This is a genomic window from Bradyrhizobium sp. CCBAU 45389, from assembly GCF_028128625.1.
In the GTDB taxonomy this organism is placed as follows: domain Bacteria; phylum Pseudomonadota; class Alphaproteobacteria; order Rhizobiales; family Xanthobacteraceae; genus Bradyrhizobium; species Bradyrhizobium liaoningense_B.
The window spans coordinates 1-25390 of record NZ_LBIY01000075.1; the positions used below are offsets into that span (position 1 = coordinate 1).

The window sequence follows — 25390 nt, forward strand, 5'->3', positions numbered from 1 at the left end:
TCCGCCCCATGGCAACACCTCCTCCAGGAAGTGTTGCACTTCGTTTGTGAACTCAGGGGACCCATAACCACAGGGAGTGGTTGCAGGACGAGCTGGTAACTCCGAGTCTTCGCAGAATTATTGCGGCGGCGTATCGGTCCCGGCCTTCGCCGGGACGACAACAGCTTTGTGGCGCTCTACCCTCGCTATCATCAGCGTACCCACGATCGTCACGCGCCGAGCCGGAACGTCACCCCACCCAGCAGAAACTCGTTGCCGGCAACCGCAAGCCCCTTCGCCTTGGCGGTATGCAGCACCTGCGCCACGTCGGCCACCCGAAACTCCAGCGCGCTCATGATCTCGCTGGCGCCCTTCACAAAGCGGAAGGTCGCATTGGGCAGCTTCAATTCGGCATCGCCACTCGGCGCAACGCCGATGAGCTTGCCCCAATGCTCCGCGAGCCCCGCCGGATCCGGGCTCTGCATCTCCACACCCGTCAACGCCTGCGTCACATCCGTGCGAATGAATTTTTGCCAGTCCGGCCCCGCCGGCGGATACGGGCCCAGAATGTCGTCGCTGCCTTCGGTATGGTTGAACTCGATGAAGGCGGCGCGGCAGTCGCGGGGGTGGAGCTGCACGCCGTGATAGGGCGCGTGGTCGATGACGTTGGCGGTGCGCACACCCATGGCGTTGGCGTTGCGGCCGCGCTCCTCGGGATCATCGCAGCAGAAGATCGCCATGTAGCCGCCGCGGCCGCCGGTCTTCGCGATGAAGCGGCCGGCCGTGGTGCCGTCCTTGAACGGCGCCACCACCTCCAGCAGGATCGTGTCGACCGGGAGCAGCGCGTTCTCCAGGCCGTATTTCGCGACATTGCCGTCGCGGTAGCAGACGGCGAGCCCCATGATCCGGGCGATGTCGGAGATCACCGGCTCGAGATGCGGCGCGACCAGGCAGATTTGGCGCAGGCGCAGATACGACGACATCGTCACTCGCCCCTGAAGGCAGGCTTGCGCTTCTCGACGAAGGCTTTTGCGGCCTCCTTGTGATCGGCGGTGTCGCCGCAGCGGGTGTGGTGGATCGCCTCGCCGTCGAAGCAATCCTCCAGCGCCAGATGCTCGGCATTGTTGATGTTGCGCTTGATGAAGCCGAGCGCGATCGAGGGCCCCTGTGCGAGCGACAGCGCGAGCTCGTGCGCAGCAGCATCGATCTCGGCGTCGGGCACGACCTTGGTCACCATGCCGATGGCGTGCGCTTCCTTCGCGGTCAGCACCGGCGACATCAGATACAGCTCGCGCGCCCGCGCGCTGCCGAGCAGCTGGGTCAGGAAATAGGTGCCGCCGTAATCGCCGGAGAAGCCGACCTTGGCGAAGGCCGTCGTGATCTTGCAGGATTCAGAGGCGATGCGCAGGTCGCAAGACAGCGCCATTGAGAGGCCAGCGCCGGCCGCCGCGCCGTCGAGCTGCGCCACCACCGGTTTCGGCATCTGGTGCAGGATGCGCGAGACCTCCATGCCGCGGCGCAGATTCGCCAGCTTCTGCTCGAACGGCAGCGGCGCGCGGCCCTCCGCCATCGACTTGACGTCACCGCCGACGCAGAACGAGCCACCCGCGCCCTTGAACAGCACCGCACGGACTTCCGGATCATCAGCGGCGCGGCGCGCCGCCTCGACCAGCCCGCGCACCATGTCGGGGTTGAGCGCGTTCTTCCGCTCCGGGCGGTCCATGGTGATGGTGAGCAGCCCGCCTTCGAGCTTCTGCAGGACCATGTCGTTCATGGGACGCCTTCCTTGTTGTTATGTACCTCCGTCGTTCCGGGGTTCGCGAAGCGAGAACCCGGAACCTCGAGATCCCGGGTTCGCGCTTACTCGCGCCCCGGGATGACGCTTCGCGTCACTTCTTCACCAGCGGGCAGCGCGACTGCTCCAGCGACTGGAACGCTTCGCTGCCGGGCACGGTCGCGAGCAGCTTGTAGTCGTCCCAGCGGCCCTTGGACTCCGACGGCTTCTTCACCTCGAACAGGTACATGTCGTGGATCATGCGGCCATCCTCGCGGATCTTGCCATTCTTAGCGAAGAAGTCGTTGATCGGCGTCTCCTTCATCACCTTCATCACAGCTGCAGCATCGGTCGTGCCGGCCGCCTTCACGGCCTTGAGGTAATGCGTCACGGAGGAATAGACACCGGCCTGCGCCGAGGTCGGCGGCCGCTTGACCCGCTCCATGAAGCGCTTCGAGAAGGCGCGCGTCTCGTCGTTCATGTCCCAGTAGAAGGCTTCCGCCAGCAGAAGGCCCTGCGCGGTCTCCAACCCGATCGAGTCGATATCGGTGACGAAGGCGAGCAGCGGCGAGACCTTCTGACCGCCCTTCATGATGCCGAACTCGGCTGCCTGCTTGATGGCGTTGACGGTGTCGCCGCCGGCGTTGGCGAGCCCGATCACCTTGGCCTTCGAGGCCTGGGCCTGGAGCAGGAACGAGGAGAAATCCGACGTGTTGAGCGGATGGCGGACGTTGCCGAGCACCTTGCCGCCGGTCTTGATCACGACGTTGCTGGTGTCCTTCTCCAGATCCTGGCCGAAGGCGTAGTCGGCGGTGAGGAAGAACCAGGTGTCGAGGCCCGACTTCACCGCGGCAAGGCCGGTGACGTTGGCCTGTCCGAACGTATCGAACACGTAGTGGATGGTGTAGGGACCGCAGGCCTCGTTGGAGAGACGGATCGAGCCCGGGCCGTTGAACATGATGATCTTGTTGCGCGCTTTCGCGATCTCACCAGCGGCGAGCGCGGTGGCGGAGGCCGCGACGTCGTAGATCATCTCGACGCCCTGGTTGTCGAGCATGTCGCGGGCGATGTTTCCGGAGAGATCGGCCTTGTTGAGATGGTCGGCCGCCAGCACCTGGATCTTGCGCCCGAGCACCTCGCCGCCGAAATCCTCGACGGCCATCTTCGCCGCGGTCTCGCTGCCGGGACCGGTGATGTCGGCATACAGGCTCGACATGTCGAGGATGCCGCCGATCTTGAGCGGCGGCTTGTCCTGGGCCTGCGCGGCGCTCGCACTCAGAGCAAACGCGGCAGCAAAAATGCCGGACAAAATATTCTTCATCGAAAGAATCTCCCTTTATCGCGCCGTACTCTGATGGCGGCTTGGTTATCGTTGTTGCCGCAATCATGCCGCATGCGCGGGAGGGCAGCAAGCACGGGGGCGTTGAGAGCGCGCGATTGCCGCGGGTGTTTTCCGCAAAGCGGAATGGTGAGATGCGGCGAAATGCTTCCACATCGTCATTGCGAGCGCCGTGAAGCAATCACGATGCGTGAGGCAATGACGAAGCGTCACGCAAACTGCCGTAGGGTGGGCAAAGGCGCGCTCTTCGCGCCGTGCCCACCAGCCGGAGCGACGAACCGAAGACGTGGGCACGCTTCGCTTTGCCCACCCTACGAGTGCCCCTTCGTCGTGGGCACCGTTTGGGTTAAGGTCGCGGCGTAACGCAACCTCTCCGGGCAACGTGACGCGACTGTTTCACCTCATCGCAGCAATTCTTCTCGTCGCAGGTCACATCGCGTTCGCGGCACCGTGCCAATTCGAATCCCTGGGCGAGGGCCGCGTCGCCGCCATCGTCGACGCGCGCAGCATGCGCCTCGATGACGGTCGCGAGATTCGTCTCGCCGGCATCGAGCCGACGGCGACGACGAGGCAGGCGCTCGCATCACTGCTCGCCGGCCGCGATGTGACGCTGCGAAGCGCGGACGACACGCCGGACCGTTACGGCCGCCAGGGCGCGCTGGTCTTCATCGGTGAAAGCGACACCTCGGTTCAGGCCACGCTGCTGGCCCAGGGCGAAGCCATCGGCTCCGCCGAAATCGCCGACAAGGACTGCGCGGCCGCCCTGATGACGTCGGAGGCGCAGGCCAGGCGCCAAAAAATGGGCAACTGGGCTGACCCATCGGCCATAAAAAACGCGGAAAGTCCGGACGATATTTTGGCGGGGATCGGGCGCTTTATGGTGGTCGAGGGCAAAGTCCTGTCGGTCCGGCAAGCTGGGGTAATGACCTACCTCAACTTCGGACGAAACTGGACACGCGGCTTTGCCGTGACTATTTCAAGGCGCGCGTTACCGGCATTCGAAAGCGCCGGGATTCCCCCTAAGTCATTGGAGTATCGACGTATTCGAGTCAGGGGCTGGGTTGAGGGGACTTTGGGGCCGCGGATCGATTTGCGGCTCGTGGGACAGGTCGAGTTGCTAGGCGCAAACGAGCTGACAGGGGTAAGGCCCTAACAGGGCCAGGCACGGGTTAAGCGACGTGAATGGGGTGCTAGAACGGCACGGACTGGGCGATTGCCGCCGCCTGCGGGCTGCGCCGGTCGTGCTTTGCCTTGCGCTGGGCGGGCTCCTCGCCGGCTGCGGCGACATGAACCGGTTCCAGACCGCCGCCGCCCCGCCCACCGTTGCGATGCCCAAGCCCAAGCCGGCCGTCGCACAGACCCCTGCCACCGAGAAGGAGCACGAGCGCATCCTGGCGAGCTATGGCGGCACCTATGACGACCCCAGGCTCGAATCGCTCGTCAGCAAGACCGTCGACCGGCTGGTCGCGGCGTCCGACCGTCCCGACCAGGGCTACAAGGTCACCATTCTCAATTCCGGCGCGGTGAATGCCTTCGCGCTGCCGAACGGCCAGCTCTATGTCACGCGCGGACTGCTTGCGCTTGCGAGCGACACCTCGGAATTGTCCTCCGTGCTCAGCCACGAGATGGCGCATGTGCTGTCTAAGCACGCCGCCATGCGCGAGGACCAGGCGCGCCAGGCCGCGATCGTCACTCGTGTCGTCACCGACATGAGCAACGACCCCGACCTCACCGCGCTCGCGCTCGCCAAGACCAAGCTCACCATGGCGAGTTTTTCGCGCAACCAGGAGTTCGAGGCTGACGGCATCGGCGTCGGCATCTCTGCGAAAGCGCATTTCGACCCCTATGGCGCCGCGCGCTTCCTCTCGGCGATGGAGCGCAATGCCGAACTGAAGGCCGGCAAGAGCTCGCTCGATCCACGCGCCCAGGATTTCACCTCGTCGCATCCGGCAACGCCGGAGCGCGTGCAGAACGCGCAGAACATCGCGCGGCAATATTCGGCCCCCGAAGGCGCCGAACGCGACCGCGAGAGCTATCTCGCCGCGATCGACAACCTCGTCTATGGCGAAGATCCCAGCGAAGGTTTTGTCCGCGGCCGGCGTTTCCTGCATCCGAAGCTCGGCTTCACCTTCCAGGCGCCTGATAATTTCACGCTCGACAACACCGCACAGGCGGTGATCGGCGTGCGCGACGGCGGCTCGCAGGCGATGCGCTTCGACGTCGTGCGCGTGCCGGCCGAGCAGTCGCTCGGCGACTACCTGAATTCGGGCTGGATGGAAGGCGTCGAGAAGGCCTCGACCGAGGATCTCACTATCAACGGTTTCCCGGGCGCGTCCGCCACCGCCAAGGGTGACCAGTGGCAGTTCAAGGTCTATGCGCTGCGCTTCGGCAGCGACGTCTACCGCTTCATCTTCGCCGCACGGCAGAAGTCGACCGAGAGCGAGCGCAACGCACGCGAGACCGTCAACTCATTCCGCCGCCTGACGCTCGACGAGATCCAGGCCGCGCGCCCGCTGCGCATCAAGGTCATCACCGTGCAGCCCGGCGACACCGTGGAATCGCTCTCCCACCGCATGGCCGGCGTCGATCACCCCGCCGAACGCTTCCGCGTGCTCAACGGCCTCGACCGCACCGCGCAGGTGAAGGTGCGGGATCGCGTGAAGATCGTGGCGGATTGAGGCTGCGCTAAGCGCACGCGCTTGGCGCGAACCCGGGATCTGGTGCTACAAATCCGCTGCCGTAAGGTGGGCAAAGCGAAGCGTGCCCACCATTCCCATCCACAATCGCTGAAAGGTGGTGGGCACGGCGCTACGCGCCTTTGCCCGCCCTACAAGATTCGCGCTTGATTATGCGCCCGCGTCCATGTCGCCGGCCTCGCGCTGGCCGCTGAGCCAGAGCGCGAGCAGGGTCCAGAACGCGCCGGACAGCAGATACGCACCCGAGGCGATGACGCCAAGATTGGTGGCGAGCAGCAGCGCCACCAGCGGGGCGAAGCCGGCGCCGAACAGCCAGGCCATGTCAGAGGTCAGCGCGGAGGCCGTGTAGCGATACATCTGCTTGAAGTTCGAGGCGATCGCGCCCGAGGACTGGCCGAACGAGAGACCCAGCAGGATGAAGCCGATCACCATGTAGATGGTCTCGCCGAACGCGCCGGCATCGAGCAGCTGCGGCGCGAAACCGCTGTAGATCGCGATCGCGATCGCCGATCCCATCAAGAGCGACTTGCGGCCGACGCGGTCGGCGATGACGCCGGAAGCCACGATCGCGGCGACGCCGAACACGGCGGCAACGATCTCGATGATCAGGAAGCGCACCGGGCTTTCGCGGGTGAACAGGAACACCCAGGACAGCGGAAACACCGTGACCATGTGGAACAGCGCGAAGCTTGCCAGCGGCGCGAATGCGCCCAGCATGATGTTGTGGCCTTCGCGCGCGACAGTGTCGGAAATGCGCGAGGGCTGCAATTCGCGGGTCTCGAACAGCGAGGCATATTCTTCCGTCGTCACCATGCGCAGGCGCGCGAACAGCGCAACGACGTTGATGGCGAACGCGACGAAGAACGGATAGCGCCAGCCCCAGTCGAAGAAATCGTCGGCCGAGAGGTTGCCGGCGAAATAGGCGAACAGCGCGCTCGCCACGATCAGCCCGAGCGGAGCCCCGAGCTGCGGCACCATCGCGTACCAGCCGCGCTTGGACGCCGGCGCATTCAGCGCCAGCAGCGAAGCCATGCCGTCCCAGGCGCCGCCCCAGGCCAGACCCTGCGCGATGCGCGCCAGTGCCAGCAGCCAGATCGCGGCAACGCCGATGTCGTGATAGCCGGGCAGGAAGGCGAGCGCGACGGTGGCGGTGCCGAGCAGGAACAGCGCCGAGACCAGCTTGGCCGTCTTGCCGTACTCACGGTCGACCGTCATGAAAATGACGGTGCCGATCGGCCGGGCCAGGAACGCCAGCGCGAAGATCATGAAGGAATAGAGCGTTCCGGTCAGTTCGCTGGTGAACGGGAACACCAGGCGCGGGAACACGATCACCGAGGCGATCGCGAAGACGAAGAAGTCGAAGAATTCCGAGGTGCGCCCGATGATGACGCCGATGGCGATCTCGCCGGGACTGGCCTGGTCGTGGCCGTGCTCGCCCGAGTGGAGGTCTGCCATTGCGGGGGTCTGTGCCGTCGCCATTCGTGCGCCCTTAACGTCCTGAAAACCAAAGCTGACCGCCCGGCGGGGAGCCGGGCAATCCGGCCCTGTCTGGCCCAACATTCCGCACTGCAACATTGGACAAATTGTCCAATGTCCGGATTGCTGCGTCGCAGCTACCCGTTGGCCCCGCAAAGGAAACTCATTCTCAAAGGCTCGGCCCGTGTCTCGTCTCAAGATCCTGGCGCTACTACCTCTGGCTGCCGCACTCAGCGGCTGCGACTACGTCGTGCTGGCGCCAGCCGGCGACATCGCTGCCCAGCAGCGCGACCTCGTCATCATCTCCACCGTCCTGATGCTCCTGATCGTCGTCCCCGTGATGGCGTTGACGGTGCTGTTCGCCTGGCGCTACCGCCAGTCCAACACCTCGGCCCGCTACGAGCCGGAATGGGACCACTCGACCAAGCTCGAGCTGGTGATCTGGTCGGCGCCGCTGCTGATCATCGTTTGCCTCGGCGCACTGACCTGGATGGGTACGCATCTGCTCGACCCCTATCGCACCCTCGGCCGCATCAAGGCGGAGCATGCGGTGGACCAGTCCAGGGCGCCGCTCGAGGTCGATGTCGTCGCGCTCGACTGGAAGTGGCTCTTCATCTATCCGGACTACGGCATCGCCACCGTCAACGATCTGGCCGCCCCGGTCGATCGTCCGATCACCTTCCGCATCACGGCCTCCTCGGTGATGAACTCGTTCTACATCCCCGCGCTCGCCGGCCAGATCTATGCGATGCCGGGCATGGAGACCAAGCTCCACGCCGTCGTGAACCACGCCGGCACCTACAAGGGCTTCTCGGCCAACTACAGCGGCGCCGGATTCTCCGGCATGCGCTTCAACTTCCAGGGCCTCGACGACAAGGGCTTTGACGCCTGGGTCGCGCAGGCCAAATCCGCCGGTGGCTCGCTCGGCCGCGCCGAATATCTCCAGCTCGAGAAGCCCAGCGAGAACGAGCCGGTGCGCCGCTACGGCACGGTCGATTCCGATCTCTACCGCCTGATCCTCAACATGTGTGTCGAGACCGGCAAGATGTGCCAGAGCGAGATGATGGCGATCGACGCCAAGGGCGGCCGCGGCCATGAGGGCCTGAACAACACCCTGCCGCTCACTTACGACAAGTACGCCCGCCGCGGCACCCCGCTCGGGCCGGAGCCGACCTTCGTCGCCGGCACCTGCACGCCGGATGCGCCGCAGGGTCAGACCACCGCGTCGATCAAGGCCCCGATCGACATTGCGCCGCTCACCGGCGCCGGCCTGAAGCGGCCGACCTTCACGCCGCTGAAGTCCTCGTCCTTCTTCCTCGGACAGCGTCCGAAGTCAGACTCCTAAAGAGAACGCGCATGTCTCCTGATCTTCTCAAGCTCATCTTCGGCCGGCTCGGCTTCGAATCGCTGCCGCTGCACGAGCCGATCGTCGTCGGCACCTTCGCGGTGGTCGCGCTCGGCGGCGCCGCGCTGCTCGGCGGCCTCACCTATTTCCGCCTCTGGGGCTACCTCTGGCGTGAGTGGTTCACCACGGTGGACCACAAGCGCATCGGCATCATGTACATGATCCTTGGCATCGTGATGCTGCTGCGCGGCTTCGCCGACGCGCTGATGATGCGCGGGCAGCAGATGCTCGCGTTCAACGGCTCCGAAGGCTATCTCAACGCTCATCACTACGACCAGGTCTTCACCGCCCACGGCGTGATCATGATCTTCTTCGTGGCGATGCCGCTGGTCACGGGCCTGATGAACTACGTCGTGCCGCTGCAGATCGGCGCACGCGACGTCTCGTTCCCGTTCCTGAACAATTTCAGCTTCTGGATGACGGTCGGCGGCGCGGTGCTGGTGATGGCCTCGCTGTTCATCGGCGAGTTCGCCCGCACCGGCTGGCTGGCTTATCCGCCGCTCTCGAACATCGGCTACAGTCCTGACGTCGGCGTCGACTACTACATCTGGGCGCTGCAGGTCGCCGGCGTCGGAACCACGTTATCCGGCATCAACCTGATCTGCACCATCGTCAAGCTGCGCTGCCCCGGCATGACCATGATGAAGATGCCGGTGTTCACCTGGACCTCGCTCTGCACCAACATCCTGATCGTCGCCTCCTTCCCCGTCCTGACCGTCGTGCTCGCGCTGCTCTCGCTCGACCGCTACGTCGGCACCAACTTCTTCACGAACGATTTCGGCGGCAGTCCGATGATGTACGTGAACCTGATCTGGATCTGGGGCCATCCTGAAGTCTACATCCTGGTTCTCCCGGCCTTCGGCATCTTCTCGGAAGTCACCTCGACCTTCTCCGGCAAGCGGCTGTTCGGCTACACCTCGATGGTCTACGCCACGGTCGTCATCACCATCCTGTCGTACCTGGTGTGGCTGCACCACTTCTTCACGATGGGTTCGGGCGCCAGCGTCAACTCGTTCTTCGGCATCACCACGATGATCATCTCGATCCCGACGGGCGCGAAGATGTTCAACTGGCTGTTCACGATGTATCGCGGCCGCATCCGCTACGAGCTGCCGATGATGTGGACGATCGCCTTCATGCTGACCTTCGTGCTCGGCGGCATGACCGGCGTGCTGCTCGCGGTGCCGCCGGCCGACTTCGTGCTGCACAACAGCCTGTTCCTGATCGCGCATTTCCACAACGTGATCATCGGCGGCGTGGTGTTCGGCGCGTTCGCCGGCATCAACTACTGGTTCCCGAAGGCCTTCGGCTTCAAACTCGATGTGTTCTGGGGCAAGCTGTCGTTCTGGTTCTGGGTCGTCGGCTTCTACCTCGCCTTCATGCCGCTCTATGTGCTCGGCCTGATGGGCGTGACCCGCCGCCTGCGCGTGTTCGATGATCCTTCCCTGCAGATCTGGTTCGTCATCGCCGCGATCGGTGCCTTCCTCGTCTTCCTCGGCATCCTCTCGATGCTGATGCAGTTCGCGGTGAGCCTGCTCAAGCGCGAGCAGCTCAAGGACGTCACCGGCGATCCCTGGGATGCGCGCACGCTGGAATGGGCGACCTCCTCGCCCCCGCCGGACTACAACTTCGCCTTCACCCCCGTCGTTCACGACAATGACGCGTGGTGGGACATGAAGAAGCGCGGCTACCAGCGTCCGCTCACCGGGTTCAAGCCGATCCACATGCCCAGCAGCACCGGCACCGGCGTCATCCTCGCCGGCCTCGCCACCGCGATGGGATTCGGCCTGATCTGGTACATGTGGTGGCTGGCGGCTGCGAGCTTCCTCGCGATGCTCGTCGTCGGGATCGGCCACACCTTCAACTATCACCGCGACTTCGACATTCCGGCTGAAGACGTCATCCGGACCGAGGACGCGCGCACCAAACTGCTCGCCGGAGCCAAGTAAATGACTGTCGCTGTCAATCCCACGCAAACCGGCGAGCCGCTGTTCTACCTCGCCGACGAACACCCGCATCCGGAAGGCTACAGCACCTCGCTCGGCTTCTGGATCTACTTGATGAGCGATTGTCTCATCTTCGCGATGCTGTTCGCCGCCTTCGGCGTGCTCGGCGCCAACTACGCCGCCGGCCCTGCGCCGAAGGACCTGTTCGACCTCGATCTGGTCGCGGTGAACACCTCGATGCTGCTGCTGTCGTCGATCACGTACGGCTTTGCGATGCTGACGATGCAGCAGAACAAGATCGGCCAGACGCAGATGTGGCTGGCGATCACCGGCCTGTTCGGCGCCGCCTTCATCGGCATCGAGCTCACCGAGTTCGCCCACATGATCCATGAAGGTGCCACGCCCCAGCGCAGCGCCTTCCTGTCCGCCTTCTTCACCCTGGTCGGCACCCACGGCCTGCACGTCACCTGCGGCCTGATCTGGCTGGTGACCCTGATGGTGCAGGTCGGGAAATTCGGCCTGATCGAGGCCAACCGCCGCCGCCTGATGTGCCTGTCTATGTTCTGGCACTTCCTCGACGTGGTCTGGATCGGCGTCTTCACCTTCGTCTATCTTCTGGGAGTTCTGCGATGAGCACCGATACCCACGCCGCCCACGCAGGCGACCATCACCACGACGACGGCCACGCCCACAGCACGTTCTCGGGCTACATGCTCGGCTTCGTGCTCTCGGTTGTGCTCACCGCGATCCCGTTCTGGCTGGTCATGAGCGGCGCGCTGCCGAGCAAGCAGATCACCGCGCTGGTCATCATGGCCTTCGCGATCGTGCAGATCGTCGTGCACATGATCTACTTCCTGCACATGAACGCCAAGTCCGAGAATGGCTGGACCATGATGGCGCTGATCTTCACCATCGTCATGGTGGTGATCGCGCTGTCCGGTTCGCTGTGGGTGATGAACCACCTCAACAGCAACATGATGCCCATCCACCAGATGAGCGGAATGAAGTGAGCGATACCGGGACCGTGACGAGCAAGGCAATGGGCGCACCCCGCAAGGCTGCGCGCCCGTCCTTGTGGCTCACGGTCCTCTCGCTCACGGCCTTTGCACTTCTGATCGCGCTGGGCGTCTGGCAGATCGAGCGCCGCGCCTGGAAGCTGGCGCTGATCGACCGCGTCGAGCAGCGCGTCCATGCCCCGGTCCAGCCCATCCCCGCGCCCGCGGCGTGGCCCACCATCACCGCCGCAAACGACGAATACAGACACGTCAGCGTCACCGGCCGCTTCCTGCACGACCGCGAGACGCTGGTTCAGGCCGTGACTGAGGAAGGCGGCGGCTATTGGGTGCTGACGCCGCTTCAGCGCAGCGACGGCACGCTGGTTCTTGTCAACCGCGGCTTCGTGCCGACCGAGCGGCGCGACGCAGCGACGCGACAGGCCGGCAATCCCGAGGGCCAGGTCGAAATCACCGGCCTCCTGCGCATCACGGAGCCGAAGGGCGGCTTCCTCCGCAACAACGTTCCCCAGCACAACCGCTGGTACTCGCGGGACGTCGACGCGATCGCGGCGGCACGCGGCCTCCACGATGTCGCCCCCTTTTCCGTCGATGCCGACGCCGGATCACAAAGCGCCGGCGGGCCGATCGGCGGATTGACCGTGATCCGCTTTCCCAATAACCACCTGATCTACGCGCTGACGTGGTTTGCCCTGGCTTTCATGCTGGCCGGTAAGCTTTTCGTCACATTCGGCGGCGGGCTGTTCCGCCGCAGGCGCTTCGTCCACGAACCGGCCGGCGGCCCCGATGCCGCCGCCCGCAGGACGGGATCAGATGCTGGAACGATCGTCGAACAGGCCTGACGACGGAAGAACGCAGACGCTCGCCCATGGCGGCGGACTGGCCGTCACACTGCAATCGCAGGCGGATACGCGCAGCGAGCTGATCGGCGCTGCGCCCACCGACGACGAGACCAACCGCAAGAACATGGCGCTGCTGATCCAGCTGCGCTGGACTGCGGTGGTCGGCCAGATCGTGACCATCGGCGGCGTGCATTTCTGGCTCGGCATCCCGCTGCCCCTGGAGCGGATGGGCGCGGTGATCGGCGCGCTGGTGCTGCTCAACGTCTCGAGCCTGGTCTGGGTCCGCCATCGCGCCGCGATCTCCAGCAACGAGCTGCTGGTCGCCCTGATGCTCGACGTCGCCGCGCTGACCGCGCAGCTTTACCTCAGCGGCGGCGCGACCAATCCCTTCACCTCGCTGTTCCTGCTTCAGGTGACGCTGGCTGCCGTGCTGCTCGATGCCCGCTCGACCTGGTCGCTGGTGGCGTTGACCTGCGCGAGCTTCGTCTGGCTGACGCTGGCCTACCGCCCGCTCGAGCTGCCGCCGAACCCGATCAGCGAGACCTACAGCCTCACCGTAACAGGCATGCTGCTCGGCTTCATGCTCAATGCCATTCTGCTGGTCGTGTTCGTCACCCGTATCAACAGGAACCTGCGCGAACGCGACGCGCATCTGGCGGCGCTACGCCAGCACGCGGCCGAGCAGGATCACATCGTCCGCATGGGCCTCCTGGCCTCCGGCGCCGCGCATGAGCTCGGCACGCCGTTGGCCTCGCTCTCGGTCATCCTCAGCGACTGGCGCCGCATGCCGGATCTGGCCGCCAAGCAGGAGCTCGCCGAGGACCTCGCGGAGATGGAAACCTCGCTGCAGCGCTGCAAGTCGATCGTCACCGGCATCCTGGTGTCGGCGGGCGAAGCCCGCGGCGAAGGCTCTTCGCCGACGACGGTGACGGCTTTCGTCACTGACCTGGTCGACGAATGGCGCAACGCCCGTTCGGCGCGCACGCTCTATTTCGTCAACACTTTTGGTGAGGACGTCGCCATCGTCTCGGATGTCGCGCTGAAGCAGGTCATCTTCAACGTGCTCGACAACGCCTACGAGGTCTCTCGCGACTGGGTCGAGCTTGTGGCCGAGCGCGAGGGCGACAATCTCGTGCTGTCGATCTCCGACCGCGGCCCGGGCTTTGCGCCGGAGATGCTGGCGCAGCTCGGAAAGCCCTACCAGTCAAGCAAGGGCCGCGCCGGCGGCGGGCTCGGCCTGTTCCTGGTGGTCAACGTGGTGCGCAAGCTGGGCGGCAGCGTGACCGCCGAGAACCACAGGAAGCGCGGCGCCACCGTCCGCCTGACGCTGCCTCTCGCAACGCTCGCGATCGGAGGCAGCTTTGACGCCTGACCGTTCGCTCATCGTCGTCGAGGACGACGAAGGTTTTGCGCGCACGCTGAAGCGCTCGTTCGAGCGCCGCGGCTACGAGGTCGTGCTCGCCGCCTCGATCGAGGAGGTGCGCAAGGTGCTGGAGCAGCGCACCTTCGGCCATGCCGTGGTCGACCTCAAGCTCGGCGGCGCCTCGGGGCTCGCCTGCGTCGAGCTGCTGCACACGCACGATGAGGACATGCTGATCGTGGTGCTGACAGGCTTTGCCAGCATCTCCACCGCCGTCGAGGCGATCAAGCTGGGCGCCTGCCACTACCTGGCAAAACCCTCCAACACCGACGACATCGAGGCCGCCTTCCACAAGGCCGAAGGCAACGCCGAGGTCGCGCTCGACGCACGGCCAACCTCGATCAAGACGCTGGAATGGGAACGCATCCACCAGACGCTGATCGAGACGGATTTCAACATCTCTGAAGCGGCGCGACGATTGGGGATGCACCGCAGGACGCTGGCAAGGAAGCTTGAGAAGCGGCCGGTGAAGTGATGCAAACGTAGGGTGGGTTAGGCAAAGCCGTAACCCACCACTTTCCTATCCGTTGAGGCAGAAGCGGTGGGTTACGCTAGCGGACCGCGCTTCGCGCAGCCGCGAGCTAACCCACCCTACGAAGTACGCCCCCAAACAAAAAGCCCGGCCGAACGGCCGGGCTTTTGATCTCTTACGATCGCCGAGACGCTTACGCGGCCTCGTCGGCGACGGTGGTGTCGTCGCCATCCGTATCGTCGGCATCGCCCTCGGCATCCGCCTCGCCCTCGGCGGCTTCCGCCTTGGCGTTGCGGCGCGGGCTCTTGGCGAGCTGGGCCTCGATCTCCTTGACTGCTTCGGTCTCGGTCGAGTGCTGCACCACCGCGATCTCGCGGGACAGACGATCGAGCGCCGCTTCATAGAGCTGGCGTTCGGAGTACGACTGCTCCGGCTGCGACTCCGAGCGGTAGAGATCGCGCACGACTTCCGCGATCGCGACGATGTCGCCCGAATTGATCTTCGCTTCGTATTCCTGGGCGCGGCGCGACCACATGGTGCGCTTGACGCGGGCGCGGCCCTTGAGGGTCTCCAGCGCCTTCTTGACCAGGGCGGGCTCGGACAGCTTGCGCATGCCGACGTTGGCGACCTTGGCGGTCGGAACGCGCAGCGTCATCTTGTCCTTGATGAAGTTGATGACGAACAGCTCGAGCTTCGCGCCGGCGATCTCCTGCTCCTCGATGGCCAGGATCTGGCCGACGCCGTGGGCGGGATAGACGACGAATTCGTTGGCCTTGAAGCCCTGACGCTGGGTCACGACCTTCTTTTCCTCGACCTTCGGCGCAGCAGCGGGCTTGGCGGCCGGCTTGGCAGCAACGGGAGCCTTGGCAGGAGCAGCAGCAACAGGGGCCTTCGGCGCGGGCTTGGCAGCGGGAGCCTTGGCAGCAGCAGGCTTGGAAACGGTCGCTTTCGCGGCCGGCTTGGCAGACTTGTTAGGCATTGCGCTTCTTTTGTTCTTCGAGGACTTTGCAGCCGGCGCCTTCGTCGCGGTCCGACCCTTGGATGCGCTACGGCTGGCCGCGGCGACTTTTTTGGCCTCCTTATGGGAAGCCCTCGCTGAAGTACTCTTTTTACGCGTTTTCTGTGACACAGCCTGCGCGCGGAAACTGCCACGCCCCTGTTCGACATTTGGTTTCACGGGAACCCAACGGGGCCAACTGGGCTGACGGGGGTTCAGCTTAATGTGCCCAATATAGCACATTTCCCGCAAAAATCAATGATTTAGGGGTCTTGAGGCCTGGTTTTCGGCGCTGACGAAGGTATTAGGGTTAAGTTTGGGCGGGAATTAGTCCCCCGAGCCCGGGTTCGGAGAAAAATATTTCTCGAACTTGCCTTCCATGCCGTCGAATTCCTTCGCGTCGGCGGGTGATTCTTTCTTCTGGGTGATGTTCGGCCAGCTTTTGGCGTAATCGGCGTTGACCTGGAGCCACTTTTCCAGCCCCGGTTCCGTGTCCGGCTTGATGGCGTCGGCGGGGCATTCCGGCTCGCACACGCCGCAGTCGATGCACTCGTCGGGATGGATGACGAGCATGTTGTCACCCTCGTAGAAGCAGTCGACCGGGCAGACCTCGACGCAGTCGGTGTACTTGCACTTGATGCAGTTTTCAGTGACGACGTAAGTCATCCAACGCTCCGAAAAGCTCTTTTAAAAGTCGCGGCTTGCGTAGCGCGGATGGCCCGGCGCCGCAAGGTCGGGAAGGCCCGATCATGACGGCTTTGTGTGTTTGATCGACCAAGAAATGAATTCGAAGCGCAATTAATTGCGCTTCGCTTCACTCAGCTCCTCATAGAGCACGCGCGCCGAGGCGGCATCGCCGCGGCGCTCGTTGAAGCCGGTGACCTTCAGCACGCGCACGGTGCGATCGAGGGCGATGGTGAGGACGTCGCCGAGCTTGATCGCGTGTCCCGGTGAGGTCTCGCGCGCGCCGTTGACGCGGACATGACCGGACTCGACGAGCTCAGCCGCCGAGGTGCGCGCCTTCACCACCCGCGCGTGCCACAGCCATTTGTCGAGACGCTGCCGCTCGGTCGTGGGATCACTCCTTCCGGCCGGACAGCTGCTCCTTCAGCGCGGCAAGCTTGGCGAAGGGCGAGTTGGGATCGATGGGACGATCGCGCTCGCGCGGGTTCGCGCTCGAGGCGTAGGGACGCAGCGAGGGACCCGACTCGCGGTCGCGACGATCGCGGCCCTTGTCGCGGTCGCGGCCACGATTATCGCGGCCCTTATCGCGATCTCCGCCGAACTTCTTGTTGTCGCGGTTGCGATCACGATCCTTGTCGCGGTCCTTGCCTTGGAAGCTGCGATTGCGGTCGTCGCGGCGCTCACCGCCCTCGCCGCCTTCACGCGGCTTACGGAAGTCTTTGCCACCATCGCGGCGATGGCCACCGCCGTGACGATGACGCTCACCACGCTTCTCGCCGTCGGCCGACTGCGCGGCCTCGCCCACGGCGGGCGCAGCGCCCGCCTCAGCACCGGCCTGTGGACGCTGGTTGTTGTGGTGACGCTGGTGGCGATGGCGCTCGTGGCGCGGCTTGCGATCCTCGTGGCGGCCGCCGGGACGCCAGACCTCGACCAGCTCGGGCTCGGCGGGCGTCGCTGCTGCCTCGACAGGTGCGGCAGCATCGGGCGATGCAGCGGCTTCGGTCGCGGCCGTCTCGGCAGGTGCGGCTTCCAGGCCAGCAGCTTCCGTTGGTGCAGCGGCCTCTTCGGCCGGCGGCGCGATGCCCGGGGCATCTTCCGGCGTCACGGGCACTTCGGGAGAAGCTTCGAGCGCCGGCTCCTCAGGAGCGGGCTCGTCATGCTGCTCCATGCCGGGCGCGTCTTCGACGGTGACGGCTTCGGCGGACACAGCCGCCTCTTCCGGCAAGCCTGCAACGGCCTCCGCGGCGGTCTCGGTTGACGTCTCCGCACTGCCCTCGGCGGGCGGCGTCTCGGTCGCGACCGTCTCGGCAGCAGGCGCTGCGGGCTTCACCGGCAGCGGCGGGCGCTTCTCCATGCGATAGCCGAGCGCGCGCAGCACGGAGGCAAAGTCTTCGCCGGCGGAGCCCGTGAGCGAGGTCATCGCCTGCGTCACCACGAAGCTGCGGCCGTCGAAGGCGCCGGCGGGCTTTTCGCCGGACGAGTTCTCGCGCCAGGCCAGCGCCGGGCGGATCAGATCGGCAAGACGCTCCAGGATGTCGACGCGCACGGCGCGCTCGCCGGCCTGCTTGTAGCCGAGCACGCGATAGGCATCGCGCGGCAGAGCCTTGTCGACCGGGAACGAGGTGCGGCCGGATGATGCCAGATGCTGCGCACCCGAAAGTGCGGACAGATCGACATTGTCCTGCTTCAGCGCCCACAGCAGCGCGGCGAGCGCACGCGCAGCAGGCTTGAGCAGGCCGGGGAAATAGATGTGATAGGCGCCGAAGCGGACGCCGTATTTGCGCAGCGTCGCACGCGAAGGCTGGTCGAGATCCTTCAGCTCGTTCGCGATCTTCGGACGCTCGAGCACGCCGAGCGCCTCGACCAGCTGATAGGCGATGCCGCGGGCAATGCCGGTGACATCCTCGGCCTTCGACAGCTCGAACATCGGCCCGAGCAGCTTTTCGATATGCGTCTTGACCCAGAGCTCGAGCCGCGCCTGCACCTTCTCGCGGGGGCCGCCGGTGAGGCGCTCGTCGGAGATGATGCGGATGCGCGGATGCAGCGCGTCCTCTGCGGCGGACAGCCGCGCCACGGCGTCGCCGGTCCAGCGGATGATGCCTTCCGAGGTCAGCACGAACTGGTCGTCCGGCGCATTGCCCAGTTTTTCGGCGCGCGTGTTGATCTCGCCGGCGAGCACCGCTTGCGCTGCAGCCTGCAAGGCTTTCGCATCGGAGCCGGCCTCCGCCGCATCCGGTGCAAAGGTGAAGCCGTCGAGGCGGCCGATGACATGGCCTTCGACGATGACTTCGCCGGTCTTGCCGATTTCAGTATTCAAGCTCGTGTTCTCCCGCAGGCGGCGCATCAATACACTGGTCCGACGATCAACGAAACGCTCAGTCAAGCGTTCATGGAGCGCATCCGATAATTTATTTTCGACCTCCCGCGTGATCCCCTGCCAGCGTTCGGGGTCTTTCAGCCAGTCCGGGCGGTTGGCGACGAAGGTCCAGGTGCGGATCTGCGCGATCCGGGCCGACAGCGTGTCGATATCGCCGTCGATGCGGTCGGCCTGGTCGACCTGGGCCGCGAACCAGGAATCGGGGATGCAGCCCTTCTGCATCAGGAAGCCGTACAGCGTGGTCACCAGCTCAGCATGGGCGGCCGGCGACAGTTTCCGGTAATCGGGGACCTGGCAGGCCTCCCAGAGCCGCTCCACCGCGGCCTTGCCATGCGCGATATCGCGCACCTCGACGTCGCGGGCGGCATGATCCAGCACGCGCATGTCCTCGGCGATCGGCGCGCGCGTCAGCGCCTCATGCCCGGGAGCCAGGTTCAGCGACACCTGGAGTGCGCCGAGCGAGGAGAAATCCAGCTTCGCGTTGCGCCATTGCAGCATCTTCACGGCGTCGAAGGTGTGGTTCTGGAGCGCATTGACGAGCTCGGGCTCGAACGGCGCGCAGCGGCCCGTGGTGCCGAAGGTGCCGTTGCGCGTGGCACGGCCGGCGCGGCCGGCGATCTGCGCGAATTCGGACGGCGTCAGGCGGCGGAACTGGTAGCCGTCGAACTTACGGTCGGAGGCAAACGCGACGTGGTCGACGTCGAGATTGAGGCCCATGCCGACGGCATCGGTGGCAACGAGATAATCGACGTCGCCGTTCTGGAACATCGCCACTTGCGCATTGCGCGTGCGCGGCGACAGCGAGCCGAGCACAACGGCGGCACCGCCATGCTGGCGGCGGATCAGCTCGGCGATGGCATAGACCTCGTCGGCCGAGAACGCGACGATGGCGGTGCGGCGCGGCTGGCGCGTGATCTTGCGATCGCCGGCGAATTCGAGGGTGGACAGGCGCGGCCGCGTGATCATGGACACGCCGGGCAGCAGGCGCTCGATGATCGGGCGCATGGTCGCAGCGCCCAGCAGCAGCGTCTCGTCGCGGCCGCGGCGGTTGAGGATGCGGTCGGTGAAGACGTGGCCGCGCTCGAGGTCGGAGGCGATCTGGACCTCGTCGACGGCCAGGAAGGAGACATCGAGGTCGCGCGGCATCGCCTCGACCGTGGAGACCCAGTAGCGCGGGTTCTTCGGCTTGATCTTCTCTTCGCCCGTCACCAGCGCGACGCTCTCCACGCCCGCGCGATCGGCGATCTTGTTGTAGACCTCGCGCGCGAGCAGCCGCAGCGGCAGGCCGATCACGCCCGAAGGATGCGCCAGCATCCGCTCGATGGCGAGATGGGTCTTGCCGGTGTTGGTCGGCCCGAGCACCGCAGTGACGCCCGCGCCGGGTGCGCGCTCGGAGGCGAAGGGGGAGGGAGAGAAGGCCATGTCTGGGGGATTAGGTAGTGCCGATTTGGGCGAATGTCAGTGCTGTTTGGGGCGGTGAGGCGACCGGGGTGCCGACCATGTCTCCGAACGCGGAGCGGCGGCCGCCCCCACTGCTGTCATCGCCCGGCTTGACCGGGCGATCCAGTACGCCGAGGCGGTCGTGACGGAACCGAGAAGCCGCGGCGTACTGGATGCCCCGGTCAAGCCGGGGCATGACAGCGGAGCGTGTAGGAGCCGCTCCCCAAACCTCGCGCAACTGTTTCACTTTGCGACGCTTTTTCCGTTCTCTTTAAGCTTCGGAACGACTCTAGAACGAATCGCGGCCGAATCGCTGACTCCCGCCAGAGTCCTGTTCCGTTCACGCAACATGTCGCGGGACTCGTCTTAAGCGCGCACTAGATGGAGTTTTGTCCTGCCGCACAAGCGACGTTTCGATGGCGGGTTCCTTAAAATTGGGGACGGCGCGGAGTCGAATCAGAATCGGGGAGGAGTCAAATGGATTCCCGGATCAGGGCGACAAAACAAAAACTGCGAAAACAACCCCATGCACAGTAGAGACGGGTGAGTGGCGGTCGGTGGGCTGGAAGCCCGTAAGGCATTGAAGCAGCTCGCTTTCTTACCCTCCCCTGGAGGGGGAGGGTCGGCGCACGTTGAGCGCAGCGAAATGCGGCGCGGGGTGGGGTGATCCCTCCACACGGGGACCGTTCGAGGGGAGAGATCACCCCACCCCGCTCGCGCTTTGCGCGATCGACCCTCCCCCTCCAGGGGAGGGTAAGATCACTGCGTCTTCGCCACGCGCGGCGGCTGGGGCGACGTGACGAAGCTCGTCGCTTCCAGCATTGCCGGCCCCAGCGGCGTCGGCACTTTCAGCCAGAATGGAACCAGGATGCGCGTGCCGGCCACCGGGGCGAACGCGATCTCGATGTTGCGCTGGGCGGCGAGGTATTTGATCACGGGGCGATCGGGGATGTAGCCGGCGACGGGCACGAAATAGAGCGCGCAGACCACGACCGGGCCACGATACCCCTTCTCCGCCTTCACCGTCTCCATGCGCTTGAAATCGAGTTTCAAGTCGTAGCGCATGCGGCCGTCGAACACGGGCGCTGCGTTGTGGCAGGCCTCCGGCGTCACAGGGTCGCCGGTGCCGGGCACGCGCAGCAGCGAGGCCGTCATCGGGTCCCAGACGCCGCGGCGATGCGCATCGGTGACGACGATACGGTCCGGATCGACCGGCGGCTCCGGCACGATGCCGAACTCCTTCACATTGCCCTTGTCGAGGGTGATGTGGATCTCTTCGGTCTTCTTCTGGGTGGTGGTGGAGGCCTGGTAGCCGGTCGCAACCAGCGCGCCGTTGACGACGCGGCCCTGGCTGGCGCCCGTGCCGGACCCGCCCGTGAACGACTTCAACAGCCCCGTGGTGCCGCCCGAGGCCGCGGCCGCGAACACGTCGTCCTGGATGTCGATGTTCCAGGCGCCCTTGCCGACGGGAATGCCTGACAGCGTCGCCTCATATTGCGCCTCGAGCTTGCCCTGCGCGGCCGCAGGTCTCGCCCCCCACGCCAGGACGAGCCCGCAAAGGGCCGCGAAGGCCAGCCGGCCGGCTGCACGCAGCCGGGGCAGGTAAGGGGTCAGGGTCTTCACGAAGCCATCCAATGGGGCCGTCAGGCCTTGTTAGTTAAGCCAAAAATCGCGGCAAGCAATCGGTCCGGGTGCAAAACACCGGGAACTCCACCGGATATCTCGGTCGCGAATGCGCCCTTTATGTGATGGTAAGGCGTTTCAATCATTGCCGTTTTAGTGATCGGGGTGTGACGCTGGGGCGCACCTCTCCCCGCTACCTCCGCTGTCATGCCCCGGCTTGACCGGGGCATCCAGTACGCCGCGCCCCCTCTGTTCCAGCCGTGCCGCTGATGGTACCTGCTCTGCCGCGCAAGATCCCGGGTTCGGGCGCCTCCGCCCGCCCCGGGACGACGGCCAGAAAACGGGCCGTCGCCTTGACTACCCGCCCCTTCCCCCCTATACGTCCGCCCGCTCCCTGCAAGGACAGAGAATTTGCCCCTGTGGCGCCCCGAATGGCGGCCGCAACTCGTTTGGGGCTCGAACAAGGATTTGTGACATGTCTCGCCGCTGCGAACTGACGGCCAAGGGCCCCCTCGTCGGCCACAAGGTCAGCCACTCCAACATCAAGACCAAGCGCCGCTTCCTGCCGAACCTCGTCAACGTGACGTTCATCTCGGAAGCCCTGGAGCGCAACGTGCGCCTGCGCGTCTCCACCAACGCGGTGAAGAGCGTCGACCACAATGGCGGCCTCGACGCCTTCCTGCTCAAGGCCAACGCCGACGCCCTGTCGCCGCGCGCCCTCGAGCTGAAGCGCGCCATCCAGAAGAAGGTCGGCACCACCGCGCCGGTCAAGAAGGCCAGCTAAGACAATTTACCGTTAGGGCGGGGGCTAAGTCGCGTCGCGTGGCGTAAGCTTAGCCAGTAAGAGTTTTGCGTGACGGCCGGATCGAAAGATCCGGCCGTTTTTGTTTTGGAAATGGCGCCGCCGCACGATTGCAAGGTCGCATTTCCTCTAGCGGGAGGAGAAAGTCTCCTCAATAATCGGCGTCGCGCTTTAGGGACTCTCCGATGCGGAAGCTTCCATGATGTTTGAAGGGCCGCGTACTTATCGCGTTCAGAGAGCCGATCGGGAGCCGCTCCTGCGGTTCATGCGCGAAGCGCTCGAAGCACGAGGATGCCGGATCATCTACGCCTCAGAACCGGATCGCGCCCCCTTTGTGATTGCATTTGAAACGCTCACGGGCGAGCGAATGGGCGTCGTCGCCTACGCCTTTCTTGCAACGCGAACCCCAACAAAGAACCGGCCTGACGATGAAAGGAGCTTCCAAGTAAAATACGGGAGTAAGCTGGAAAACAATCTGCATGAAATCTACCAAGATCCGCTCGGTCTCCTCACAACCGTATTCTTGGGAATTTCACCCGACGAGGGTTTCTTCGTCGCGGTCGATCCCGAGCTGCATAACCCGACCAAATTCTTCATCCGGATCGAATTCAAAGACAGCAACGCGGAGGACATCAAGCGTAACGGTTGGACCACATGGGAGAGGAGCCGCATCAATCGGGAAGATGAGCCGGTCGAGGTGATGACCGGGGGCACAAAAGAGCATTTCCTCGATCTGATCAGGTTCGAGCGAGCGGCCCTCAGGCTCGATCCGGGGAACCGGCAATTGCTTGCGCAGAAACCAGAGCTATTCGCGCAAATCCCTTTGTTGTCCGGAACCAACCTTACCTTGGCAGATGTGCCACAACATCCGCTCGGAACTCGGCTTAGGCCCAGACGAGGTTCTGGATGTTATCGCCAATGCCCAACGCCTGAAGATGGCTGTTCGTGGCTGGGTGGCTGAGCGACATCTCAAAGAAGTCCTCTCGAACACGCCAGGGATCGCGTTTTGTGAGCCCATAAACAAGGAGGGAGCCGCGGATCTTTACGTCAGGCTGAGTGATGGGCCGCTACTCACCGTTGAATGCAAGAACGTACTGCGGGAGACCGATAGCAAGAACCTACCGCGGCTAGATTTCCAGAGAACGCGTGCTTCGAAGAAGGACCCCTGCTCGCGCTACTATGCCCCCTCTGATTTCCATGTGGTGGCTGCTTGCTTGCACGCTGTGACCGAGAATTGGGAGTTTCGGTACATACTTCCACAAAGTTTGCCGCCGCATCGAAAGTGTGTTGGAAAGCTTTCAAGCAACCTGCGAATCGACAACAATTGGCAATCTGATCCGATACCGATCTTTCAAGCCGCAGCGACCATGAGAGCGCCATGAAGAAGCTCACAGCGATCAGTTTGTATACCGGGGCCGGCGGACTGGATTACGGATTCGAGGCTGCAGGATTTCGTACAGCTGTAGCTGTCGAGATGGACGAGCGCTGCGTTGAGACACTTCGAGCAAACCGTCGGTGGCCGACCATCCAAGGGGATATCAACTCCGTCAGGACGGAGGAGATCCTAGGCAAAGCCAAGCTCTGTTGTAGCGAGCCTGACGTATTGATCGGAGGGCCGCCTTGCCAGCCATTCTCAAAGTCCGGCTTTTGGGCAACCGGCTCAACTAAACGGCTCAAGGACCCGCGAGCATCTACACTTGAGAACTACCTGCGAGTCTTGGAGGAGACACAGCCACGAGCGTTTCTCATGGAGAACGTGGAAGGCCTTGGGTTCAAGGGTAAGGACGAAGGGCTGCTCCACATCCAGAACCGTCTTGAGGAGATCAACGCGAAGAGTGGGACCAAGTACACCATGTCCACGGCCGTGCTGAATGCTGCGGATTTTGGTGTTCCGCAGCTTCGGCGAAGATTATTTATTATCGGAAGCCGCGATGGCTCCTCGTTCCGCTTCCCAACTGCAACCCACGCTTCTTCTGTCGAGCTTCTGAACGACCAACGGCAACACCTTACTGCTTGGGACGCATTGCGATCCGTTCGTCTCTCAAAATCTGAAGCCATCTCCCTGCGCATGAAGGGCAAATGGGCGAACCTCCTGCCCAGCGTTCCCGAAGGACAGAACTATCTCTGGCACACGGAACGCGGAGGCGGAGAGCCACTATTCGGATGGAGGCGCAGGTACTGGTCGTTTCTTTTGAAGCTAGCAAAGAACTCCCCGTCATGGACGATTCAGGCTCAGCCTGGGCCCGCTACCGGTCCATTTCACTGGGACAACAGGCTATTAAGCGTGCGCGAAATGGCGCGCCTGCAAACATTCCCGAACGACGTTAAGATCGCGGGCACTTACGCGGACGCTCAACGCCAGCTCGGGAATGCGGTCCCCTCTTTGCTCGCTGAGGTTCTCGCTCGTGAAATCAGCTCTCAACTGCTAGGGCGATCGGTCAAGAAGCCGCTCGGGCTAGCGATCAGGCCCTCGAAGGCGCCAATCCCGGCTCCTGGCGAGGTCGTGGCCGTTCCAGTGGAGTACCTCACGCTCCGGGGAGATCACGAGGCACACCCAGGAACAGGCAGAGGCTATCGCGCGGTGTCGCGCGAAGGGTTAGGCACCGAGGAATTCTTTGAGCTTACCCCGTAGCTCCTCGAGTTTCCCTAGCTCGCATTCCCAGACAACAAGAGTGCTCCAGCCGAGTTCAGACAGTGCAGCGAGAGCTGAGCGATCGCGCTCCTGATTACGTGCGAACTTTGGGAGCCAATACTCCGGACGAGCATGGGGGCGCTTTGCAAGCCGGCATCCCTCGTGCTGATGCCAAAAGCAGCCATGCACTAGAATCGCTTTCTTCTTCTGGCGCATAACGATGTCCGGGCTTCCGGGCAGATCCCGCGCATGAAGGCGATAGCGTATGCCTAGCTGCCGCAGCAACTTTCGTACGATCAATTCAGGCGTCGTGTCCGTCTTCCGAATGCTCCGCATCATCTGCGAGCGAGTAGACGGAGAGATTGAGGCTTGCGCCTTTTTAACAAGCTTAACCTTCTTATCCATCGAAACTACTTGAAACATTAGCTGCGATACTTTTGACTATCGCAAAAGTTGCGCAGAACAACATTAAA

At 64.1% G+C, this 25390-nt stretch carries 21 protein-coding genes and 1 pseudogene; 12 read left to right on the forward strand and 10 right to left on the reverse strand.

Annotated features, from left to right (window positions below; all coding sequences use genetic code 11):
• Positions 1 to 209: 209 nt before the first annotated feature.
• The 3 genes from XH79_RS09415 to XH79_RS09425 form a co-directional block, all read right to left on the reverse strand.
• The gene (locus tag XH79_RS09415; protein ID WP_271581496.1) at positions 210 to 962 is read right to left on the reverse strand and encodes a hypothetical protein; all 753 of its coding nucleotides are present in this window, start codon (positions 960 to 962) and stop codon (positions 210 to 212) included.
• A gap of 2 nt (positions 963 to 964) precedes the next feature.
• Positions 965 to 1753, reverse strand: coding sequence for an enoyl-CoA hydratase (locus XH79_RS09420; RefSeq protein WP_271581497.1), 789 nt, complete (start codon positions 1751 to 1753; stop codon positions 965 to 967).
• Between the two features lie 115 nt (positions 1754 to 1868).
• Positions 1869 to 3074 carry an ABC transporter substrate-binding protein gene (locus XH79_RS09425; RefSeq protein ID WP_271581498.1) on the reverse strand — a complete coding sequence of 402 codons (1206 nt, stop codon included), beginning with the start codon at positions 3072 to 3074 and terminating at the stop codon, positions 1869 to 1871.
• A gap of 400 nt (positions 3075 to 3474) precedes the next feature.
• On the opposite strand from XH79_RS09425, the gene XH79_RS09430 reads away from it, so the two are divergent.
• Both XH79_RS09430 and XH79_RS09435 read left to right on the forward strand, forming a co-directional pair.
• Positions 3475 to 4245, forward strand: a complete 771-nt coding sequence (locus XH79_RS09430; RefSeq protein WP_271581499.1) for a thermonuclease family protein — start codon at positions 3475 to 3477, stop codon at positions 4243 to 4245.
• A 133-nt stretch (positions 4246 to 4378) separates the two neighbouring features.
• Positions 4379 to 5770, forward strand: a complete 1392-nt coding sequence (locus XH79_RS09435) for a M48 family metalloprotease (protein WP_245004074.1) — start codon at positions 4379 to 4381, stop codon at positions 5768 to 5770.
• A 168-nt stretch (positions 5771 to 5938) separates the two neighbouring features.
• Here XH79_RS09435 and XH79_RS09440 read toward each other — a convergent pair whose 3' ends face one another.
• Complete coding sequence (locus XH79_RS09440) at positions 5939 to 7267, reverse strand: MFS transporter (RefSeq protein WP_212347544.1); 1329 nt, start codon at positions 7265 to 7267, stop codon at positions 5939 to 5941.
• A 181-nt stretch (positions 7268 to 7448) separates the two neighbouring features.
• On the opposite strand from XH79_RS09440, the gene cyoA reads away from it, so the two are divergent.
• From cyoA to XH79_RS09475, 7 genes are read left to right on the forward strand one after another with little or no spacing between them, the layout of a single operon-like run.
• Positions 7449 to 8609, forward strand: coding sequence for a ubiquinol oxidase subunit II (cyoA, locus tag XH79_RS09445; RefSeq protein WP_271581500.1), 1161 nt, complete (start codon positions 7449 to 7451; stop codon positions 8607 to 8609).
• An 11-nt stretch (positions 8610 to 8620) separates the two neighbouring features.
• A complete protein-coding gene (gene cyoB / locus XH79_RS09450; protein ID WP_212347538.1) occupies positions 8621 to 10618 on the forward strand; it encodes a cytochrome o ubiquinol oxidase subunit I in 1998 nt (665 codons plus the stop codon).
• A complete protein-coding gene (gene cyoC, locus XH79_RS09455) occupies positions 10619 to 11248 on the forward strand; it encodes a cytochrome o ubiquinol oxidase subunit III (RefSeq protein ID WP_211413335.1) in 630 nt (209 codons plus the stop codon). It begins immediately after the preceding gene.
• Positions 11245 to 11625 carry a cytochrome o ubiquinol oxidase subunit IV gene (gene cyoD, locus XH79_RS09460; protein ID WP_212347532.1) on the forward strand — a complete coding sequence of 127 codons (381 nt, stop codon included), beginning with the start codon at positions 11245 to 11247 and terminating at the stop codon, positions 11623 to 11625. Before cyoC ends, cyoD begins: the two co-directional genes overlap by 4 nt.
• Positions 11622 to 12470 carry an SURF1 family protein gene (locus XH79_RS09465; protein WP_271581501.1) on the forward strand — a complete coding sequence of 283 codons (849 nt, stop codon included), beginning with the start codon at positions 11622 to 11624 and terminating at the stop codon, positions 12468 to 12470. Before cyoD ends, XH79_RS09465 begins: the two co-directional genes overlap by 4 nt.
• Positions 12442 to 13842, forward strand: coding sequence for an ATP-binding protein (locus tag XH79_RS09470; RefSeq protein WP_271581502.1), 1401 nt, complete (start codon positions 12442 to 12444; stop codon positions 13840 to 13842). The genes XH79_RS09465 and XH79_RS09470 overlap by 29 nt, the downstream gene beginning before the upstream one ends.
• Complete coding sequence (locus XH79_RS09475; protein ID WP_212347527.1) at positions 13832 to 14365, forward strand: response regulator transcription factor; 534 nt, start codon at positions 13832 to 13834, stop codon at positions 14363 to 14365. Before XH79_RS09470 ends, XH79_RS09475 begins: the two co-directional genes overlap by 11 nt.
• Before the next feature lie 190 nt (positions 14366 to 14555).
• On the opposite strand, the gene XH79_RS09480 is transcribed toward XH79_RS09475, so the two are convergent.
• The 5 genes and pseudogenes from XH79_RS09480 to XH79_RS09500 all read right to left on the reverse strand — a co-directional run bounded on the left by XH79_RS09480 (position 14556) and on the right by XH79_RS09500 (position 21483).
• Complete coding sequence (locus XH79_RS09480; protein ID WP_212347525.1) at positions 14556 to 15341, reverse strand: CarD family transcriptional regulator; 786 nt, start codon at positions 15339 to 15341, stop codon at positions 14556 to 14558.
• Between the two features lie 345 nt (positions 15342 to 15686).
• Positions 15687 to 16025: a ferredoxin FdxA gene (fdxA, locus tag XH79_RS09485; protein ID WP_018643465.1), complete on the reverse strand. Its 339-nt coding sequence runs from the start codon at positions 16023 to 16025 to the stop codon at positions 15687 to 15689.
• A 132-nt stretch (positions 16026 to 16157) separates the two neighbouring features.
• Positions 16158 to 16427 (reverse strand): annotated as a pseudogene (locus tag XH79_RS09490) (RNA-binding S4 domain-containing protein); the annotation flags it as partial.
• A gap of 10 nt (positions 16428 to 16437) precedes the next feature.
• Complete coding sequence (locus XH79_RS09495; protein WP_271581504.1) at positions 16438 to 19842, reverse strand: helicase-related protein; 3405 nt, start codon at positions 19840 to 19842, stop codon at positions 16438 to 16440.
• Between the two features lie 777 nt (positions 19843 to 20619).
• Positions 20620 to 21483, reverse strand: a complete 864-nt coding sequence (locus XH79_RS09500; RefSeq protein WP_271581505.1) for a DUF3108 domain-containing protein — start codon at positions 21481 to 21483, stop codon at positions 20620 to 20622.
• 475 nt (positions 21484 to 21958) lie between these two features.
• On the opposite strand from XH79_RS09500, the gene rpmB reads away from it, so the two are divergent.
• From rpmB to XH79_RS09515, 3 genes are all read left to right on the forward strand, one after another.
• Positions 21959 to 22267: a 50S ribosomal protein L28 gene (gene rpmB, locus XH79_RS09505; RefSeq protein WP_212347519.1), complete on the forward strand. Its 309-nt coding sequence runs from the start codon at positions 21959 to 21961 to the stop codon at positions 22265 to 22267.
• Positions 22268 to 22484: 217 nt separating this feature from the next.
• A complete protein-coding gene (locus XH79_RS09510; RefSeq protein ID WP_271581506.1) occupies positions 22485 to 23246 on the forward strand; it encodes a hypothetical protein in 762 nt (253 codons plus the stop codon).
• Positions 23247 to 23663: 417 nt separating this feature from the next.
• On the forward strand, positions 23664 to 24917 hold the full coding sequence (locus XH79_RS09515) for a DNA cytosine methyltransferase (protein ID WP_271581507.1): 1254 nt from the start codon (positions 23664 to 23666) through the stop codon (positions 24915 to 24917).
• On the opposite strand, the gene XH79_RS09520 is transcribed toward XH79_RS09515, so the two are convergent.
• Entirely contained in the window at positions 24882 to 25340 is a 459-nt protein-coding gene (locus XH79_RS09520) for a very short patch repair endonuclease (protein WP_333938869.1), read from the reverse strand. The genes XH79_RS09515 and XH79_RS09520 overlap by 36 nt on opposite strands.
• Positions 25341 to 25390: the final 50 nt, after the last annotated feature.

Excerpts from the sequence above, each read along its gene's own strand:
- XH79_RS09415 (WP_271581496.1), bottom strand. The coding sequence starts at position 962 with ATGTCGTCGTATCTGCGCCTGCGCCAAATCTGCCTGGTCGCGCCGCAT.
- XH79_RS09420 (WP_271581497.1), bottom strand. The coding sequence starts at position 1,753 with ATGAACGACATGGTCCTGCAGAAGCTCGAAGGCGGGCTGCTCACCATC.
- XH79_RS09425 (WP_271581498.1), bottom strand. The coding sequence starts at position 3,074 with ATGAAGAATATTTTGTCCGGCATTTTTGCTGCCGCGTTTGCTCTGAGT.
- XH79_RS09435 (WP_245004074.1), top strand. The coding sequence starts at position 4,379 with ATGAACCGGTTCCAGACCGCCGCCGCCCCGCCCACCGTTGCGATGCCC.
- XH79_RS09440 (WP_212347544.1), bottom strand. The coding sequence starts at position 7,267 with ATGGCGACGGCACAGACCCCCGCAATGGCAGACCTCCACTCGGGCGAG.
- cyoB (WP_212347538.1), top strand. The coding sequence starts at position 8,621 with ATGTCTCCTGATCTTCTCAAGCTCATCTTCGGCCGGCTCGGCTTCGAA.
- cyoC (WP_211413335.1), top strand. The coding sequence starts at position 10,619 with ATGACTGTCGCTGTCAATCCCACGCAAACCGGCGAGCCGCTGTTCTAC.
- cyoD (WP_212347532.1), top strand. The coding sequence starts at position 11,245 with ATGAGCACCGATACCCACGCCGCCCACGCAGGCGACCATCACCACGAC.
- XH79_RS09470 (WP_271581502.1), top strand. The coding sequence starts at position 12,442 with ATGCTGGAACGATCGTCGAACAGGCCTGACGACGGAAGAACGCAGACG.
- XH79_RS09480 (WP_212347525.1), bottom strand. The coding sequence starts at position 15,341 with ATGCCTAACAAGTCTGCCAAGCCGGCCGCGAAAGCGACCGTTTCCAAG.
- fdxA (WP_018643465.1), bottom strand. The coding sequence starts at position 16,025 with ATGACTTACGTCGTCACTGAAAACTGCATCAAGTGCAAGTACACCGAC.
- XH79_RS09495 (WP_271581504.1), bottom strand. The coding sequence starts at position 19,842 with ATGGCCTTCTCTCCCTCCCCCTTCGCCTCCGAGCGCGCACCCGGCGCG.
- rpmB (WP_212347519.1), top strand. The coding sequence starts at position 21,959 with ATGTCTCGCCGCTGCGAACTGACGGCCAAGGGCCCCCTCGTCGGCCAC.
- XH79_RS09510 (WP_271581506.1), top strand. The coding sequence starts at position 22,485 with ATGATGTTTGAAGGGCCGCGTACTTATCGCGTTCAGAGAGCCGATCGG.
- XH79_RS09515 (WP_271581507.1), top strand. The coding sequence starts at position 23,664 with ATGAAGAAGCTCACAGCGATCAGTTTGTATACCGGGGCCGGCGGACTG.
- XH79_RS09520 (WP_333938869.1), bottom strand. The coding sequence starts at position 25,340 with ATGTTTCAAGTAGTTTCGATGGATAAGAAGGTTAAGCTTGTTAAAAAG.